This window comes from Stieleria magnilauensis (genome assembly GCA_007753675.1).
Classification (GTDB): Bacteria; Planctomycetota; Planctomycetia; order Pirellulales; family Pirellulaceae; genus Stieleria; species Stieleria magnilauensis.
The window spans coordinates 2,200,465-2,218,327 of the sequence record CP036432.1; the positions used below are offsets into that span (position 1 = coordinate 2,200,465).

General features: G+C 59.8%; 18 protein-coding genes. 12 read left to right on the forward strand and 6 right to left on the reverse strand.

Annotated elements, in window-relative coordinates; genetic code table 11:
• The first annotated feature begins 243 nt into the window (after positions 1 to 243).
• The 5 genes from TBK1r_RS38420 to TBK1r_RS07910 all read left to right on the forward strand — a co-directional run bounded on the left by TBK1r_RS38420 (position 244) and on the right by TBK1r_RS07910 (position 3,927).
• A complete protein-coding gene (locus tag TBK1r_RS38420) occupies positions 244 to 861 on the forward strand; it encodes a hypothetical protein (protein ID WP_419581106.1) in 618 nt (205 codons plus the stop codon).
• Between the two features lie 56 nt (positions 862 to 917).
• On the forward strand, positions 918 to 1,280 hold the full coding sequence (locus TBK1r_RS07895; RefSeq protein WP_372897151.1) for a hypothetical protein: 363 nt from the start codon (positions 918 to 920) through the stop codon (positions 1,278 to 1,280).
• Between the two features lie 208 nt (positions 1,281 to 1,488).
• On the forward strand, positions 1,489 to 2,382 hold the full coding sequence (locus tag TBK1r_RS07900) for a hypothetical protein (protein WP_419581107.1): 894 nt from the start codon (positions 1,489 to 1,491) through the stop codon (positions 2,380 to 2,382).
• 10 nt (positions 2,383 to 2,392) lie between these two features.
• A complete protein-coding gene (locus TBK1r_RS07905; protein ID WP_095741995.1) occupies positions 2,393 to 2,662 on the forward strand; it encodes a WXG100 family type VII secretion target in 270 nt (89 codons plus the stop codon).
• A 749-nt stretch (positions 2,663 to 3,411) separates the two neighbouring features.
• Positions 3,412 to 3,927: a hypothetical protein gene (locus TBK1r_RS07910; RefSeq protein WP_145208726.1), complete on the forward strand. Its 516-nt coding sequence runs from the start codon at positions 3,412 to 3,414 to the stop codon at positions 3,925 to 3,927.
• A 59-nt stretch (positions 3,928 to 3,986) separates the two neighbouring features.
• Here the strand turns inward: TBK1r_RS07910 and TBK1r_RS07915 are convergent, their stop codons facing one another.
• Positions 3,987 to 4,958, reverse strand: coding sequence for an ABC transporter substrate-binding protein (locus TBK1r_RS07915; RefSeq protein WP_419581108.1), 972 nt, complete (start codon positions 4,956 to 4,958; stop codon positions 3,987 to 3,989).
• 320 nt (positions 4,959 to 5,278) lie between these two features.
• On the opposite strand from TBK1r_RS07915, the gene TBK1r_RS07920 reads away from it, so the two are divergent.
• The 5 genes from TBK1r_RS07920 to TBK1r_RS07940 all read left to right on the forward strand — a co-directional run bounded on the left by TBK1r_RS07920 (position 5,279) and on the right by TBK1r_RS07940 (position 11,474).
• Positions 5,279 to 7,237: a hypothetical protein gene (locus tag TBK1r_RS07920; protein ID WP_145208728.1), complete on the forward strand. Its 1,959-nt coding sequence runs from the start codon at positions 5,279 to 5,281 to the stop codon at positions 7,235 to 7,237.
• A gap of 163 nt (positions 7,238 to 7,400) precedes the next feature.
• Positions 7,401 to 7,919, forward strand: coding sequence for an adenine phosphoribosyltransferase (locus tag TBK1r_RS07925; protein WP_095742005.1), 519 nt, complete (start codon positions 7,401 to 7,403; stop codon positions 7,917 to 7,919).
• Between the two features lie 1,071 nt (positions 7,920 to 8,990).
• Positions 8,991 to 10,154 carry a quinolinate synthase NadA gene (gene nadA, locus TBK1r_RS07930; protein ID WP_419581109.1) on the forward strand — a complete coding sequence of 388 codons (1,164 nt, stop codon included), beginning with the start codon at positions 8,991 to 8,993 and terminating at the stop codon, positions 10,152 to 10,154.
• Between the two features lie 305 nt (positions 10,155 to 10,459).
• Complete coding sequence (locus tag TBK1r_RS07935) at positions 10,460 to 11,296, forward strand: hypothetical protein (protein ID WP_145208732.1); 837 nt, start codon at positions 10,460 to 10,462, stop codon at positions 11,294 to 11,296.
• Complete coding sequence (locus tag TBK1r_RS07940) at positions 11,274 to 11,474, forward strand: hypothetical protein (protein WP_145208734.1); 201 nt, start codon at positions 11,274 to 11,276, stop codon at positions 11,472 to 11,474. The genes TBK1r_RS07935 and TBK1r_RS07940 overlap by 23 nt, the downstream gene beginning before the upstream one ends.
• Here TBK1r_RS07940 and TBK1r_RS07945 read toward each other — a convergent pair.
• The 4 genes from TBK1r_RS07945 to TBK1r_RS38425 form a co-directional block, all read right to left on the reverse strand.
• Complete coding sequence (locus TBK1r_RS07945) at positions 11,471 to 12,262, reverse strand: SDR family NAD(P)-dependent oxidoreductase (RefSeq protein WP_145208736.1); 792 nt, start codon at positions 12,260 to 12,262, stop codon at positions 11,471 to 11,473. The genes TBK1r_RS07940 and TBK1r_RS07945 overlap by 4 nt on opposite strands.
• 193 nt (positions 12,263 to 12,455) lie before the next feature.
• On the reverse strand, positions 12,456 to 13,805 hold the full coding sequence (hflX, locus tag TBK1r_RS07950) for a GTPase HflX (protein WP_095742554.1): 1,350 nt from the start codon (positions 13,803 to 13,805) through the stop codon (positions 12,456 to 12,458).
• A 430-nt stretch (positions 13,806 to 14,235) separates the two neighbouring features.
• Entirely contained in the window at positions 14,236 to 14,847 is a 612-nt protein-coding gene (locus TBK1r_RS07955; RefSeq protein WP_145208738.1) for a MaoC family dehydratase, read from the reverse strand.
• 86 nt (positions 14,848 to 14,933) lie between these two features.
• Positions 14,934 to 15,056, reverse strand: a complete 123-nt coding sequence (locus TBK1r_RS38425) for a hypothetical protein (protein ID WP_419581110.1) — start codon at positions 15,054 to 15,056, stop codon at positions 14,934 to 14,936.
• Between the two features lie 240 nt (positions 15,057 to 15,296).
• On the opposite strand from TBK1r_RS38425, the gene TBK1r_RS07960 reads away from it, so the two are divergent.
• Positions 15,297 to 16,556, forward strand: coding sequence for an FG-GAP repeat domain-containing protein (locus tag TBK1r_RS07960; protein ID WP_145208740.1), 1,260 nt, complete (start codon positions 15,297 to 15,299; stop codon positions 16,554 to 16,556).
• The gene (locus tag TBK1r_RS07965; RefSeq protein WP_145208742.1) at positions 16,553 to 16,906 is read left to right on the forward strand and encodes a nucleotide pyrophosphohydrolase; all 354 of its coding nucleotides are present in this window, start codon (positions 16,553 to 16,555) and stop codon (positions 16,904 to 16,906) included. The genes TBK1r_RS07960 and TBK1r_RS07965 overlap by 4 nt, the downstream gene beginning before the upstream one ends.
• 139 nt (positions 16,907 to 17,045) lie before the next feature.
• Here TBK1r_RS07965 and TBK1r_RS07970 read toward each other — a convergent pair whose 3' ends face one another.
• Complete coding sequence (locus tag TBK1r_RS07970) at positions 17,046 to 17,819, reverse strand: class I SAM-dependent methyltransferase (protein ID WP_145208744.1); 774 nt, start codon at positions 17,817 to 17,819, stop codon at positions 17,046 to 17,048.
• Positions 17,820 to 17,863 lie beyond the last annotated feature (44 nt).

The following is a 17,863-nucleotide window of genomic DNA, read 5'->3' on the forward strand; positions in this document are numbered from 1 at the left end:
TTAGCGGTGCTCCGAAATGATCCGAAATCGCCAGCGCCACGCGCCGAACTATCGCCCAGTGGGCAATCCCGCCGAAACAACAAACCGTGTGAAGAAGAAATGCCCGCATCCGGCCGGCCGCCTTCGGGGGATCCCGATTGGGGTGGTCTGCTACCGCCGAGAGGGAATGGCGGCGGATCGCATCCGGGGGTCGGGCGAGAACGGAATCAATGGCTGAAAACAAGGGTTCGGAGGAACCACCGGATGAAACTTCGATTGACAAAACAATTTTACGGCGCCGTCGCGGTGCTGGCACTTGTCGCTTCGGCCGGTAATGCCATGGCGCAAGGCGAATCCTTTATCGTCTCCAGCCAGGTCGTCAGCGATACCGCGCTGCCGGCCTCGGGCGGCTACATCGGCGATCTGGCTTCGGCCACGATCAGCGACAGCGGCTGTGTGAATTGCCAAGGCGGCGTCTACACGAGCGGTGATAGTGGCGTCGTCGTCGGTGGTGGTGCTGGTGGTGGCGGTGTGCTGGGGAAACTCCGCGGCACCTACGGCGGTGGCGATTTCGCCGTCTGTGAAGACCGCAAGTACGACCACTCGGATCTGTTTTACAATTTCTACTCCGGTGGCAATTGCAACACGGCCAACGCCCAGATGTACGTCTCGCCGGTCCCCGTACCGGCATTCGTCGGGCACACGTTCAACACGTACCAGCCGCTGTACCCGCACGAATTTCTGTACAAGCACACCAACCGTTACCACAACTACTACGACAACGGACGTGGCATCAATCGCACGAAAGTGCATTATTCCTATCCGCCGGTCAAGCAAGCGATCAGCAATCTGTACTGGAACAAGTTGCGTTTGCCGCGCTGAATTTAACGCCGGTTCTGAACCGGCACGTTTCACTTCCACCCACCGAGATCAAACTCATGCGTACGCTGTTCGTACTCGTCGCGTGCCTGGCGACCCTTCCGATTGCCTCGCAATCCGACGCGACCGCCGCGGGGCCGGGGCTGTTTCAAAAGAGCCCCCCGGTCAGCCATCCGTGGCATGGCGGCTACTATCACCAAAGCTGGGGCCAACCCTTGGCGGTTGTCGTTCCGCCGACAGCCAACATGCGTCAAACGTACTCGTGGGGTGTGGGGCAGAACTTGATGTACCCGATCAATTCCCAATACGGGCGTAACGCACCGGGCATCGGCGCCGGCCCGCGGGGGGCGTTCCGACCAACGCCGGCATGGCCCAGTCACACCGACCAGTTCGGTTACTACTACATCCGAGCGCCCTGGTAGGGGCATCGCCGCGCGGGTAGTGGACGAGGCGACGAGTCCTCTGTAGTCGGCATCTTGGCAGAGGACTCGTCGCCTCGTCCACGACCGCCTACCCGAAAACCAAGGTGCGGCGTCATACTAGATTTGCATCCCGCCGCGTTTGCGTTCACACTGAAGTGTCCGCCGCGGTCCGCGGCGATGCTCTTTTCTTTTGCCGCGCAGTGAACCGATGGCTGATCCCGACACAACGACCGCTTCCTCGGCCGGGGATCAAACGCCATCAAGGCAGTCCATGGTCGACTCCGGCAACCCCGATCTCAGCCCGCTCGACGGAGGCCGATGGCGGCCGGTCAGCCCCGGCGAGTTGCTGCGAAAAAACGTGACGGATCCGAACGAGCAATTGGATGACGATCAGCGGGAACAACGCCGCACCGTTCAACTGGAACGGCGCCAGGAATTGGAGCACAAGTTAAAAGCCAACCCGACCGATTTGGATGGCTTCTTGGAACTGGCCGGTATCTATCGCAGCGAACATCGGCCGCTGGAAGCCAAACGGTTGCTGCAACAGGCCACGCAGATCTTTCCCGACGACGAACGCGTCTTGTTTCAGTTGGAAGAGGCGATCCTTGCCCGCTCCTTGCAACAATACCGCGAAGTCAGTGATCTCGCCTCGCGGTTGAAAACGCCCGAAGCGGATCGAGAGTTGGAGCGAAGTCGTGGCGATTGGGCGATGCGACGGATCGAAGTGTGTCGCGCCCGATTGGCGCGCGACCCGTCTCAGATCCAGTTGCGATTGGCGATGGCCGATGCGAAATTCGACGCCGAACTGTTTGAAGAGTCCTTTGCCGACGCGGGGCACCTGTTGGAGCTGGACGAGTTTTCGCCGCAAGCGCATTTCCTGCGTGCCCGCTGCCTGCTCGCGCTCGGAAAAGACTTGCCGGCCATGAAGGAGCTGCGCGCCGTGGCGCTGCGACGGTCCGTCGTCGCGCCGGAATCCCTGCGTCACGCCAGCTTGAAACTGCTCTGCGAGCTGGCCGACAAGTTGTCATTGCATGCGACCGGGCAACAATACCAAGCGCACCTGAAGCGTCTTCAAGCAACCTCCTCGCCGTCGAAGTCCTGAGAGCCCGACCATGAATCAAGCCGTCGTTGATCCCGAACAGTTACGACAATTCGCTTCCCATCTGCATCGCTTCACCGAGGAGTTGAAAGAGCGATCGACGGCTTTGGGCACGCAGATGAATCAGCTCGAGCAAACGTGGCGTGATGAACAGCAACGCAAATTTGCGGGCGAGTTCAGCGAGCAACTGCGTCAGCTGTCACGATTGGTCAAGACCACTGAGCAGCACATTCCGTATCTGCTGCGCAAAGCGGAACAAATCGACGCCTACCTGGGCAGGTAGTATTCCGTGTCACCTCGCATTGCGGGTAGGCGGTAGTGGACGAGGCGACGAGTCCTCTGCCAAAACGCCTTGCGTTTCGGGTAGGCGGTAGTGGACGAGGCGACGAGTCCTCCGCCAAAACGCCTTGCGTTTCCGGTAGGCGGTAGCGGACGAGGCGACGAGTCCTCCGCCAAAACGCCTTGCGTTTCGAGTAGGCGGTAGCGGACGAGGCGACGAGTCCTCTGCCAAAACGCCTTGCGTTTCCGGTAGGCGGTAGTGGACGAGGCGACGAGTCCTCCGCCAAAACGCCTTGCGTTTCCGGTAGGCGGTAGCGGACGAGGCGACGAGTCCTCTGCCAACACGCCCACTGCAGAGGACTCGTCGCCTCGTCCACTACAGAGGCCCCGTCGCCTCGTCCACTACAGAGGACTCGTCGCCTCGTCCACTACGCGAACATTGAGCTGACGTAGAATTCGAGTGCTCTGGCGGTATGGGGGCAAACCCTCAAAACGTGCGGCCGTTGCCCTCGGCGAACGGTTTGTTGGGTTTAGATGGGCAGTCCTCTTTGTCGATAACGGGTTTTTCCCCGTTTTCCCTCGCGATCCCAAACATTTATTGCGGCTGTAGCACAGTGTTATCGCGTTCACCCTGATGAGCATCCATTCTGCGCGAAAGTGTTTTTCGCATGTCGTCTCATCTGCAGGGTGGTGTCACTGAAGTCGATTGGGTGTCCTGCGAGTAGCTTGCAGGGCAAGAGGGTTTCCTTTTCCATGCAATCACCACGTTTCAAATTGATGATCTGCGTCGGCGCGACAGCGCTGAACTTGCTGCTCGTCGCTTTGGGATACTACTTGTTCGGCCCGGTTGCCGCCTTCGGGTTTGGGGCGACGTTCGGGATCGCCATTTTCGAAGCGGTGATCTGGTATTTTCGACGCGGAAAAACAAGGACCAACGAACGCCGGATCATGACCGCGGTGATTGTCATCGCGACACTGACCGGGATCGTGATCGGAGTGGATTCGTATCGAAACGGTCTTCACGAAACGCGCGCCCGCGTCCGCGAGGCGAATCGTTTGCGGTCTCAAGTGAAATCCAAGTCGCAATACGAACTGGTCACGATCTCCTATCACGCGCCGCCGCTGCAGACCGATGAGCGGTTGTCGGTTCACGGCTATGTGACCAATCCCGAAGACTTGGATTCGTTGCAAGAGATGGTTTACCGCAACCGAAAATGGAAGGTGGAGTGGGACGTGGGGCTGATGTCCAAGAGCCCGTCCAGGCGATAAGCCACGAGCGGGGAATAAGAGTCGCATTGTCGTGGATCGCCCGCTGCCACCTGCTTCACTCAATCCACAAATTCGAGTGTGTAGCAGTCTTCGACACGGACCTTGTTTGGGTCGACCAGATCGAGCGCGGTGAGCTGTTCGAACAGTTCGCTCCATCGCTGAGCGGTCATCGTGCCGACCATTTCGACACCCGCCGCGTCCGGCATCGCCAGGTCGCGCATCACCTTGGCTCCGAACTCGAGTGCTTCAGGCGTCATGCCTTCTTCGTTGACGGTCAAGATCGCTGCGTTGCCTTGGCTGCCGTCGGTCAGATAGTCGCGCCAGCCCTGTCGCGTGACTGCGACGAAACGCCGAACCAGATCGGGTTGCTCGCGGATCAGTTTTCCTGTCGTCACCAGAACGCTCGAGTAGGGATTGAACCCGAGATCGCTAACCATCAAGGTGTTGACCGGCACCCCCTGCTGTTCGGCGAGCAGGGGTTCGGCACAGCTGTAACCTTGGATCACGATATTGGGATCGCCGACCAGCGACGCGATGCTGCCGTGGTAGGGCACTTCCTTGACCCCGTCCAAGATCCCTTTGGAACGCATGAATTCGACAAACGCGCGTCCGGCCTGGCGTTGCAGTGTTTTGCCCTTCAGGTCGGCAAACGATTCCACGCCGCTGTCCTTGCGGGCCAGGATGCAACGCGGGTGGTTTTGCATCGCGGCCATCACCGCCACGACGTCGATTCCTTGTTGGCGATAGATGATCACGTCGTCCGCATTGGCGATCGCGAATTGAGCACGCTCCAAGGCCAGTTCGGGACCGATCGGTGTGGCCCGTCCCCCCGGCTGGACCGTCACGTCAAACCCCTCGGCCTGATAAGATCCGTCAGCCAGAGCTTGGAATAATCCCCCGTGTTCGGTTTCGGGATACCAGTTCAATTGGACCTGAATGGGCGTGCCGCCGTCGGGTGACGGCGCGGGCGTCGAATTGCATCCGGCCAGGATGACAAGAACGGCAAGGTAGGGAAGTTGCAGAAGCTTCATCGGATTTGGCTCGGGCGGCCCGTTGGAGTGGCGTTTGCAGAATGATTGCAATGTATCAATCCGCAAGGCAGCTGCGAATCCACTGGTTCAGCCTGCCGCGGTCGGCGAAGAGCACTGCGGCGAACGTTTCGCCGGGCAGCTGGCGTGAAACCTCTCTTTACGTTTGGCCGCCGCTGCCGTTACCTTGTCATGAAACACGCGCCGGAAATGCGTCTGAGCTGTTTAGCGTTCTGTTTTGGTGGTCTTATTTGGAGCTCAGCTCATCGGGTTTGGCCGTGAAACGGATTTGAAGTCCAATCGTTTGTTCAGGGAAGAATGTCATGGGCGAAACCATTCGTTATTTGATGGTCGCCGTTGCCGCACTGATCTCGATCCTCCAGATCGCGCCTGCCCGGCTTGTGGCGCAGGGGCCGAGCGGCGGATTTGAAATTCCGTCGTCGCTTTCTGGCGGTTTCGGATCGCCCGCGGAGTCGTCGCGTGGCGCCGGCGGATCGGCTTCGATGAGCTTGCCGAATTTTACCGGCGGAGTCGACACACAACGTGTGGGGCCTCGAGCCGGTGGCCCGACGACCGATCCGACAACCTCCCGCGATCGTGCCTGGCTTTCCGAGACGACGTCCGGGGTCAAGCGACCGACGACCGAGCCGGTGGGTTCCACCGCGTTTGGCGGCCAGTCGTCTCCGACGTTGCCCAACGACCTCCGCAGCAACCCAAACCGAAACACGATTGCAACGGTCGGTGCCACCCAGGATCCGCAAAGTCGCGAAGCTCAATTGATGGCGAACGCGCGAGAGTCGACGGGATCGACAAGCAGCGCCGGCAGCGGGGCATCGCGAGGCTTTGGCAGTCTACCGTCCGGCGTTCGGTTGCCAGACCAAGGCAACACGGCGGGATCCAACGCCACGTTCGGCAGCGAGTTCGCACGGAATCCGGCCACGGCGTCGCCGAGTCCGACAAACCGCCCCGTCTACGGCCCACCGACCGCTCAAGAAGCCAACTACGATCTGTCGGTCTTCAATGCCAACAACCGAACCAATTCAAACGCCGCGTCTCCCCAGACCGCCAATTCCCAAAATTTCGGTACGCAAAATTTTGGACAAAACTCGACCAGGACGACGGCGCAGCAAGACCTCTTGTATCCGGGAAGCCTGTCCGGTGGAGCTGCATCGCGGCAAACCGCGACCGGTGGTTCGGCATTGGGATTCCCTGCGGCCGATCCCCGCTCGATGACCTCGACCGGGGCGACCAGCGGGAACGCGGCGACCAGCACGACGCCTCCCAGTGTGCCTTCCAGTTGGACCTACGAACAGATTGCTCAGCTAGGGCAATTGTTTGGGGTCCAACCGACTGATCCGCGGATGGGCGACAAGGCCTTCGTGAACGACCTCTATGCCAGCTATCGAGAGTATTTGGCGAAACAGCAAGCGGCTCAGGCGAGTGCCGAAACGACAGCCAACGCAGCCGCACCGGGGCGCTGGTCGGCCGGAGGCATCGGGGTGGGTGGACAGGCGGGATGGAACCTGCCAGGCGTTCAACCACCGGCCGGAACGTCTCAACCGGGCGGATTGGCGGGGATGGATCCGCGTCTGGCCAGTCTTGATGGCCTCACCACCACGACGGGTGGCGGCACTTGGGGTTCAGAAGACAATTCTACGCGCAGGACCGACGTGGATCCGCGTTTGTCCCAGAAAGACATCGATGGATTGCCGCCAGGGGCGTGGTCCTATGACAAGTACGGCAATCCGATCGACAAGGAACGTTATGTCTTGGATCGATTTGGCGAGCGTGTGGATGAGGAAACTCAGTGGGAGCTGACGATCGGTCGAAAGCGTCGCATGGAAGAAGAGCGTCTGGCTAAACTGGAAGCCGAGCGCGTCCGCTCGGCGCTGCCGGCTGATTCATCGCTGGGCCAGCCCAGTGCCAGCGACCGTTTGCTCGGCGGCAATGGAGTCACGGCGGCGGGGTCGTTGCGACCGCCTGTCGGTGGCGTCAGCGCGGCGGATCGGCCCAACCTTGCCGGCACCGGAGCTGCGGGTGGCGTCGGTCAGCGAGACCCGGGCCAACGAGATCCCAGCCAGAGCAACCGCCCGCCGTCGGCCGACCAGGCAGGGATCGCGGGTGCGATCGGCAGATCGAACCCCTACGTCAACGTCTTCTTGTTATGCTCGCTCGTTGCCAACGCGTTCCTGTTCATCTCGTTGCATCGCTTGTGGTACCACCACCGCGATCTGATCGCGTCGAGCCGCATGGCTGCCAGCGGGATGTCTAGCAACGACTAGTATTCCGTGTCACCTTGCGTTTCGGGTGGGCGGTAGTGGACGAGGCGACGAGTCCTTGCCAATATGCCGACTGCAGAGGACTCGTCGCCTCGTCCACTACCCGAAAATTTAGCTGAGACGGAGCACTAGGCGAATTTCATCTCGACACGCTCAAGACCATCTGATGACGATTGATCTAAAAAGTTTCATCCGCGACATCCCCAATTTTCCCAAGCCGGGAATCATCTATCGCGATATCGCCCCGTTGCTGCTCGATCCCCAGGCCTTCAAGGCTGCCACCGAAGCCATGGCGGCACCGTTCGACGGAGAAACGGTCGACGTGGTTGCCGCCGCCGAAGCGCGGGGATTCATCTTTGCCGCGCCGTTGGCGCTGCACTTGAACGCCGGGTTCGTGCCGATTCGAAAACCCGGCAAGCTGCCCTTTGAAACGCATTCCCATTCGTATGACCTGGAGTACGGCAGTGACGAGTTGCACGTCCACATCGACGGCGTGCTTCCCGGCCAGCGGGTGATCATCGTCGACGACCTGCTCGCGACCGGCGGCACGATGCAGGCCTGTTGCAAACTGCTGGAACTCTGCCAGGCCGAGATCTTGGGGTGTTCGTTCCTGATTCACTTGGCCGGGCTAAAGGGCGAAACCAAGCTGCAGCCCTACCGCGTCGAATCGGCCATCGTCTATTAAGTTTCGCGTCGATCATCTTGCTGCTTCGCAGCGCGTGCGGATGCGCCTGAAGGCTGGACACCAACCTGCGCTGGTGTGCAGGCTTCAGCCGCCCGTCTTGCTGCTTCGCAGCGCGGGAGGATGCGCCTGAAGGCTGGACACCAACCTGCGCTGGTGTCCAGGCTTTAGCCGCTCCGTCTTGCTGCTTCGCAGCGCGGGAGGATGCGCCTGAAGGCTGGACACCAACCTGCGCTGGTGTCCAGGCTTTAGCCGCTCCGTCTTGCTGCTTCGCAGCGCGTGCGGATGCGCCTGAAGGCTGGACACCAACCTGCGCTGGTGTGCAGGCTTCAGCCGCCCATCTTGCTGCTTCGCAGCGCGTGGGGATGCGCCTGAAAGCTGGACACCAACGGTTGCTGGTGTGCAGGCTTCAGCCGCCCGTCTTGCTGCTCCGCAGCGCGGGAGGATGCGCCTGAAGGCTGGACACCAACCTGCGCTGGTGTCCAGGCTTTAGCCGCCCGTCTTGCTGCTTCGCAGCGCGGGGGATGCGCCTGAAAGCTGGACACCAACGGTTGCTGGTGTGCAGGCTTCAGCCGCCCGTCTTGCTGCTTCGCAGCGCGTGAGGATGCGCCTGAAGGCTGGACACCAACGGTTGCTGGTGTGCAGGCTTCAGCCGCCCGTCTTGCTGCTTCGCAGCGCGGGAGGATGCGTCTGAAGGCTGGACACCAACCTGCGCTGGTGTGCAGGCTTTAGCCGCTCCGTCTTGCTGCTTCGCAGCGCGGGAGGATGCGCCTGAAGGCTGGACACCAACCTGCGCTGGTGTGCAGGCTTCAGCCGCCCATCGTGCTGCTTCGCAGCGCGTGGGGATGCGTCTGAAGGCTGGACACCAACCTGCGCTAGTGTCCAGGATTTCGCTGCTCCGCCGCGAATTTCAATCGCCGGGCAGCTGGACACCTCCCTGCGATGGACCCACGGGGGAGAAATGGACGGCAATGGGGCGGGTGAATCGACCGAATGGTCAACCTCCCCTACAATAGAACCAGTGGCAGGCCGGTTGCTTGTCGCTCGTTCCCCGTCTTTTTGAAAGTGAGTCCCTTGACCACGCCAACGCTCCCTACCGTCCCATCCGATCCGAACACCCACGCGGCTCACCAACTGGCGACCTACAAGACGCTCTCCAGCGAGGAGTTGATCGCGAGAATCACGGCCGTTCGCCAGGAACTGGGAGACTCGTTGCTGATCTTGGGGCACCACTACCAGCAGGATGAAGTGGTCGAGCACACCGACCTGCGCGGCGATAGTTATCAGTTGTCCGAGATGGCCGCGCAGAGTGAAACGTGCCGGACGATCGTGTTTTGCGGTGTGCACTTCATGGCTGAAACGGCCGACATCCTGGCCAACCGTCCGGAAAAACTTGCCAGCCGGAACGGGGAACGTGTCCGAGTGATTTTGCCGGACATGGCCGCAGGCTGTTCGATGGCCGATATGGCGGCGATTGCCCAGGTCGAGGCGGCCTGGGAAGACATGTCCGAAGTCATCGACACCGAGCGGGTGATCCCGGTCACGTACATCAACAGCGCTGCCAGTTTGAAAGCGTTCTGCGGAAAACACGGCGGCATCGTCTGCACCAGCAGCAACGCCCGGGCGGTGCTGGAATGGGCTTTTGAACGCGGCGACCGTGTCTTTTTCTTCCCCGATCAGCACCTGGGACGCAACACGGCCCTCAAGATGGGGATCACCGAAGACCAGATGCCGGTTTGGGATCCGTACGAATTGGAACTCGGCGGAAACGATGACCAGGCGATCCAAGACAGCCGGGTGATCTTGTGGAAAGGCCACTGCAGCGTCCACCAAATGTTCCGCCCCGAGCACGTCGCACAATTTCGGGCACAGCACCCGGGGATCAAAATCTTGGTGCACCCGGAATGTCCGCGGGAGGTCAACGATTTGGCCGACGTCTCCGGCAGCACGGGCTTGATCATCCGAACGGTGAAAGAAAGTCCGCCGGGCACGAAGTGGGCGATCGGAACCGAGTTGCATCTGGTCAATCGGCTCAAGGCCGAGCATCCCGAGCAAGAAATCCACTTCCTCAGCCCCGTCCTGTGCATGTGCGCGACGATGTATCGCATCGATCTGCCCCATTTGTGCTGGGCGTTGGAGAATCTCCGCGAGGGGACTCCGGTTAACACGATCGAGGTGTCTGAAGAGGTGACCAAGTGGAGTTTGGTCGCATTGGAGCGGATGTTGGCGGTGAAATAGCGGCCCCTATGACCGTCAAACCCGGTGCAAACTCGACGAGGGACAAAGTTTCACCACGTTGAATCGGGGCAAACTGGGCGTTTGATGCTTTTAATGCCGATTTCGTTGACAGTTGATTTTTGCGGTAACTATACTTCCGGGAGTGCGGAATGGCGGTTGATGCGAGGGCATCCTGCGTTTCTGCAAGGAAAATCCATCGTGGGCACCCGGCTTATCGTCGCTCACCAACCCGGCATTTTGTCGCCTGAACCCTACCAAATTCGACAACGTGTTCGGACCGCTCCTGTCAAAGGAAAGCTCCTAAAATGACCTTACTTGGGAAGTCGTTTACCGTCATCATTTTCCTGCTCAGCCTGTCCTTCATGGTCTTGGCCCTGGCGGTCAATGCTTCGCATCGCAATTGGCGCGATGTCGTGTTGGGGCCGAGCGGGTACAAGGAAAAGATCGAGGCCATCTCTCGCGAGAACGAGCAGCTGGAGGACGCCAAGCAGCGGGCTCAAGCGGCGCTCAGTCGTGAGCAGGTCGCCCGTCGAACCGCACTCGCTTCGTTGCAAACCCAGCTCGACCAACTGCAAGAAGAATTGCAATTGCGAATCAGCTCGGTCCAGAAGCTCGAAGGCGAATTGTCCAACTTGGCTCAGGTCGACAAGATTCGTGCCGAGGAGCTGCAAACGCTGACCGACACGACCGCAAACCTTCGCGATCAGGTACGCAAAGAGCAGCAAGATCGCGATGCCTTGTTCGCCCAGACGCTGGTGCTGCAGGACAAACTCAACGAAGCTCGCGGTGTCCGCCTCCAATTTGAAACGCGGAATCAGAATCTGCAAAAAGAGCTGACTCGGTTCCGAGAGATCGCCGACCACATGGGGATCGACCCCAAAGCGCCACTGGACGGGGCTCCGCCGGAACGCAATGGAAACGTACTGGTCATCAATCGAACCAAGGGTTTGGCCGAAGTCTCGATCGGCATGGATGACGGAATTCGACCAGGCCACGAACTCGAAGTCACGCGGAAATCGCGTTACATCGGCCGTTTGAAAGTCCTCAAAGCGACGCCCAACCGAGCCGTCGGCGAGATCATGAAAGACTACAGCGAAGGATTTATTTTGGAGGGTGACCGTGTCGACACTTCCATCGACTGAGGGTGGCAAACAGCCGCCGAGCGTCTACACCGTCATGCTGGTGCTTAGCATGGTGTTCTTGTTGATCGCTGTGATTGCCATGTGGATCGAACTGCGACGCTGGGCACCGGATTATTTCCGAACCAGCGGAGCTAACCCGATGGTGCAGGTCGTCACCGACATCGACCAATACGCCTAGTGCTCCTTGCGGAGTAGCCAATTCATCAGGGGCGGGCAAATCCGGTCGGCATAGACCAGCATCTTACCTCCCAGGCTGAGGATCACTTCGGAGCGACGTTTGCCGACCGCGGCAAGCGTTGCCGCGGCGACGCGATCAGCCGGCCAACTGCCAATACTCTTCGAAGTGGCGTTGGCGTCGGAGTCTACCAGCACATCGAAAAATTCACTCTCGGTCGTGCTCGGACTGACCAAGGTCACCCGGACCGACGTCCCGGCCAATTCGGCACGCAGCGCATCGCTAAAGCCATGCATCGCAAACTTGCTGGCACAATACTCCGATTTGTCCGGCACCGCGCGATGGCCCAAGACGCTGCCGAGATTGCAAATCACTGCGTCGTCGCTGGATTTCAGGTACGGTAGCAAACGACGCGTCAGTTGCGCCGGGGCAAAGAAGTTGACCTCCATGATCTTTCGCAGCCGTGACTCCGTCGCCTCTTCGAAGCTGCCGATCGCGCCGATGCCGGCGTTGTTGACTAGCAGATCCAGTGAGCCACCGCGGGATCGGACCAGCGATTCAATTTGATCGTGTGTCGCCGAGTCAGTCACATCACCATGGATCGGCAGCAGCAGATCGTTGTCGCCGTCGCAATGGATCTCTTCGGAGAGCGACTGCAAGCGATCCGCCCGACGTGCGACCGCGATGACTCGGCAACCGGCCGCGGTGAGCCGCTTGGACAAGCATCGGCCGATGCCGCTGCTGGCACCGGTGACGACAGCCAGTTTTCCGCTCGGATTCCAGTGGGCCAAGTCGTGGGTCCTTTAACGGATGTTGCACGGCGTTGCCGCTGCTGTGGGGGGGCGCAAGCTGGAAGCGTACGCCACTGCTGGGGACGTAAGCTGGAAGCGTACGCCACTGTTGGGGTCGTAAGCTGGGAGCTTACGTCGCTTTGGAGTCGCAAGCTGGAAGCGTACGCCACTGTTGGGGACGTAAGCTGGGAGCTTACGCCACGTCGGTGGCTGGGGTGTCGACGGGCGGTTCAACGGGGGTTTCAACCGGTGCGAAGGTGCCGGTGCCGGCCGGGCGGATGGAGATTGCCGACTTGCGGGCCGGCCCCATCGCCGCAACGGGCATCTTCACACGCACGTTGACGACGTCGGCACCGAAGTGCTGCGAAACAATTTCTCCCTTGGCCGCCAGATAGGCCAGCAATTTGCCGTCACCGGGATCGACATCGATGTCCAAATCCAGGAATTCCCGGCCGAGCGCCTCGCCGACCGCCTCGGTCAACATCTCAAGTCCCTTGACGCTCTTGGCGCTGACGGGAATCGCGTTCGGGTAGCGATCCAGCACCCGGTTCAGCATCGCCGGCGACTTGATCGCATCGATCTTGTTGAGCACCAACAGCGTGTCTTTCTCTTCGATCTCCAGTTCGCTGAGCACCTTGTACACGGCGCTGATCTGGTCAAACACGTTCGGGTTGCTTGCGTCGGCGACGTGCAGCAACAGATCGGCTTGCCGCGTTTCTTCCAACGTCGATTTAAAGCTGGCAACCAAGGAGTGGGGCAGGTCGCGAATGAACCCGACGGTATCGCTCAGCAGGACGGTGCCCCAGTGAACCAAGTACCAGCGACGGGTGCGAGTGTCCAGCGTGGCAAACAGCTTGTCCGCCGCTTGCACTCCCGCCTCGGTCAACGCGTTCATCAACGTGCTCTTGCCGGCGTTGGTGTAACCGACCAGCGACACAGTCGGTGCTTCCTTGCGCGAGGCGACTTGGCGTTCGCGACGCGATTCGACTTTGCCCAATTCTTGTTTGAGATCGTGGATGCGTTTTTGAGCCAATCGGCGGTCGACTTCCAGTTGCTTTTCACCCGGGCCACGCATCCCCACGCCCATCGCTTGACGTGACAGGTGGGTCCACATCCGCTTCAATCGCGGCAGCGTGTATTCCAATTGGGCCAGCTCGACGGCCAAGCGGGACTCGTAGGTTCGCGCACCGGCGGCGAAAATATCCAGAATCAACTCGGTCCGATCCAGCACTTTGGCGCCCGTCGCTTTCTCCAGATTTCGGATCTGCCCGGGAGTCAATTCGTTGTCAAAGATCACCACGTCGGCTTTGGTCTTTTCGACCAGCAAACGCAATTCCTCGACTTTTCCTTTTCCGAGGTAGGTGCCATGTTCAGCCGACGCACGCCGCTGAATCAATTCGCCGACAACTTGGGTGCCAGCCGTCGTCGCCAATCCATGCAATTCCTCCAGCGGATCTTCCGGAGCCGGCGTGTCGGGCAAGATCAATCGTGCCAAGACGCTTCGTTCCGGAGTGTCATCACTGACTAGATGTTGTTCACGCACTTAGGGAAAAGTCCTCCTGAAATCGTCGGGTCGCTCGGACCCCTCTATTATAGCTTGGCAAGACTGACAACGTCGGCCTGGTGCCGTCCAACAGTGCACCTCGCATACCAACCGGGCGAAAATCAGCCGCTTTTGGGCGACGCTGTGAAGCATTTTTAGCGGCATGGGGCGTGTCCCCCACCGCGAATCGCTCGCTAAACGCAGGGAACACGTGCTTCACAGCGGTACCCGTCGGGGCCGGATTGTAAGGCTTCGATGGGTAAACCCCAAAGGATTTTCGGCCGGATTGTTGATCTCGAAATCTGGATCAAACCCTCAAACCACAGGCCGTCGATGCCAACCAGACGCGTTCGGCCGGGGAGGGGTTCGCGGCGGACCGGAGAGAAGACGCGATGCAGGCGGATAGCCCACCGAACACAGATCACCGGGCTCAGCGTGGCTTTTTGCGACCGCGTGCTTTGGAGCCGACCAGGGTCACAAAGTACCCCTCTTGGGTCACTCGACCGGTCTCGTCCAGCAATTGTCTCAGCCAGCGCACCTTGACGGCACGGCGACCGTGGGGCTCGATCTGGACAATCTCGTTGCGTCCCTGAACGCGATCCCCAAAGAAAACCGGGGCGACAAACCGCCAGTCTTCCACCGAGACAAAGGCCAGCGTGGATGCTTTGGGATAATTCGTGCCCAGCCCTGCCAACACGCTCAGCCCCAGCAATCCGTGGGCGATCGGTTTTCCGTACGGAGAGGCCGATCCCTGATCGCCGTGCAGCGGCGTGTGGTCGCCGGTGAGGTCAGCGAACGCCTGCACATCGCCGTCGGTGATCTCACGCGTCTCGGTCAACCAAACATCTCCGACGGCCAAGTCTTCCGCGTACAGCGTCGGATCGGCCGGAGGGAGCGTTTCGAGCGGGGTGGCGGTCGAAACCAGATGCGTCGTCTCCGGGTCTTCCGCGCTGACAAGTTCGGTTTGTTCCGAATTGATCCGAAAGATCGCTGTCTGTGGATCCGTTTTGGCGTCCGTTTCGTTGGCAGTTGATTCGGTCATCAGGACTACGGCGATCTCAGGAGACGGAGGGGGGACACGCATCGTCACGTGACGGGCACCATCATGCCGCATGTGGTCCGGTCTTCCTAGGATTCAAGGAGGTCATTCTTTAGTTTTTTCCCGCATTTCTCGATCTTTTTCGTTTGCGGCGACGGCAACGGTTCGGCCGTCTGGGGGATGTCGGTAGACTCGGCAAGATGGCGGTTCATGACGTCTCCGCCCCCGAACCGGCCTGTCGATTCAAGCCCCCACGCGTTGGCAAAAGTCCACGCAGCACCCCTCGCCCACGCGTCGCGCGTGGCGTCATGGCATTGATTTCGGAACATCGATTGAGTCGACAGGCCAGAACGGAGAAGGGATAAGATAGAATGCGACAGGCCCGCTGCCGTTTCGGCCGGGCGATTGTCGCCTGCTTGCTTTCTTCCCACTCCCCACCCGCATCTCCCGCCATGACCACACGGATCTCGCTCTGTCTCGCTCTGTTTGCCCCGATTTTGTGCACCTTGCTGGCGACAAGCGGCGAGGCCGATGCCGGCAAACCGGTTGAATTCTCCGTGCGAATGCTCGCGCTCGATGCCAACGAGGGGATTGCCGCGGGAGACGTCGATGGCGATGGCGTGACCGATTTGGTGGCCGGTCGCCAGTGGTACAAGGGCGGCGATTGGGCGGCGCGACCGCTTCGCAACATCGATGACTGGAACGGTTATGTGCAAAGCAACGGCGACTATTTGTTTGACGTCAACGGCGACGGCCGGTTGGATGTCATCGCCGGATCGTTTTTACCGACCGAGGTCTATTGGTATGAAAACCCCGGCGAGGAAGCGTTGCGATTGGGAAAACAATGGCCGGCTCACCTGTTGAAAGACACCAAGAAGTCGCAGAACGAAGGTCAGCTGTTTGAAGACTTGGACGGCGACGGACGGCCCGAATGGATCGTCAACAGTTGGAAAAAGGATTGCCCGATGATGGTCTATCGGTTGATCGACCGAACCGGCGATCAGGAACCAGCGGCCGACGACACCAAGGCAGCCGGCAAGCCGGGCGCCAAGAAAGCCGCTGCCAAACCGGAGAACTCGGCCAAGTATTCGCTTGTCGGCCATACCCTGGGCGAATCCGCCAATGGCCACGGCGTGGCTGTCGGTGATTTGAACGGCGACGGGAAAACCGATGTCTTGGTCGGCCAAGGTTGGTATGAACAGCCGCAATCGGATCCCTGGGGCCAACCCTGGATCTTTCACGCCGACTGGGATTTGCACAGCTCGTTGCCGATGATCGTGACCGACTTGGACGGCGACGGTGATAGCGACGTGATCATCGGCAAGGGACACGATTATGGATTGTCGTGGTGGGAACAAACCGATCCGGACAAGGAAACCGGCAAGCTTCAGTTTCAGATTCACGAGATCGATTCCAGCTACAGTCAGCCCCACACCCTGGCTTGGGTGGATTTGGATGGAGACGGCAACAAAGATCTGATCACCGGCAAACGCTATTACGCCCACAACAGCCGTGATCCCGGCGGCAACGAGCCGCCGTGTCTGTACTACTACACCTGGGATCAAGAATCCAAATCGTTCGAGCGTCACACCATCGACGAAGGTCACGTCGGCTGTGGATTGCAAATCGTCGCCGAAGACCTCAACGGGGACTCCAAAGTGGATATCGCCGTGGCCGGGAAAAGCGGCACCTATCTGTTGTTGGCCCAATGAGTCCATCCGCCGCCCAGCCGCCGCTCACGCTTCGTCAGGCACAGGACGAGGTGGACCATTGGATCCAAACCATCGGCGTTCGCTACTTCGACGAGCTGACCAATTTGGCGCAGCTGGTCGAAGAGGTCGGCGAGGTCGCGCGGATCCTCTCACGCACCTGTGGCGAGCAATCGTACAAGTCGAGCGATCCACCCGGCGACTTGGCCGATGAGTTGGCTGACGTACTGTTCGTGACGATCTGTCTGGCCAATCAGTCGGGGATCGATCTGACCGCAGCGCTGCGAGCGAATTTGGAAAAGAAAACCAAACGCGACAACGATCGCCATCGCAGCAACGAAAAATTGCAGTAGTGGCGTAAGCTTCCAGCTTGCGTTGCAGCAGCGCAGGGCATGCTGTGCATGCCGTCTGTCACGCACAGCGTGACCTACGTTTCCGTCACAAGTCCGCCGGCGGAGCCGGCGAGGGTGGCAAGCAAGATGCTTACCCCAGTTACTTCTTGCGCAACACGAAAAGGCCTTCGAGCAGCTCTTTGTCAAAGGGTAGCGGATCGTCGATGTCGTAAGCGAAGTCGAACGATTGGACCAACTCGAATTGGTCGCTGACTTTTTTGAACAGCCGTTTCAATTGCGTCGGCGTGTAGAGCCGCAAGGGAAACTCGCTTTGGATGCGGATGATCTCCCCGCTCGACTTGACGGCTTTCAGTTTGACGCGGAGGGTTTCCAGGCGTTTCTTTTCGTCGGTATGGGGAACACTGATCGTGGTCGTCAGCGTCGTTCCGGCTTGACTCATTTTAAATCGCTCGACGACCGCTTCGTAGTCTTCTTCGGGCACCAGGTGCATGCCCAAGATATACAAGCCGCCGGTGGCAATGGAGTCGGCCATGCTGCGCAGGTGGGCGACGGCGTCTTTTTCGGTCAGCAGGTGACGGAACGTGTTGTAGGTGCAAAACGCCGCGTCGAACGGTTGGTCAAACTGCAGGTGCGTCATGTCACCCTTGACGCACGTCGCTTGAAGCTTTCGTCGCTTCAGCTTGCGGCGCATGTAGTTCAACATCGCGTCGCTGAGGTCCAGCCCCGTCGCGTCGTACCCTTTGGCGGCCATCGCCACGACCAGCCGTCCGCTGCCGCAACCGGGTTCAAAAACACGCCGCACCTTGCGCTCGGCAAACCGCTGGAAGGCTTCTTCAAAAAAAGCGACTTCGACCGGCGTCTCTTCTCGAAACAGCATGTCGAAGTATTGGGGGTGGTCGTACCAGTTTGCCAAGGTGATGCTCAAGTGGTGTAACGTAACTGCGCCGCCAAAGACGC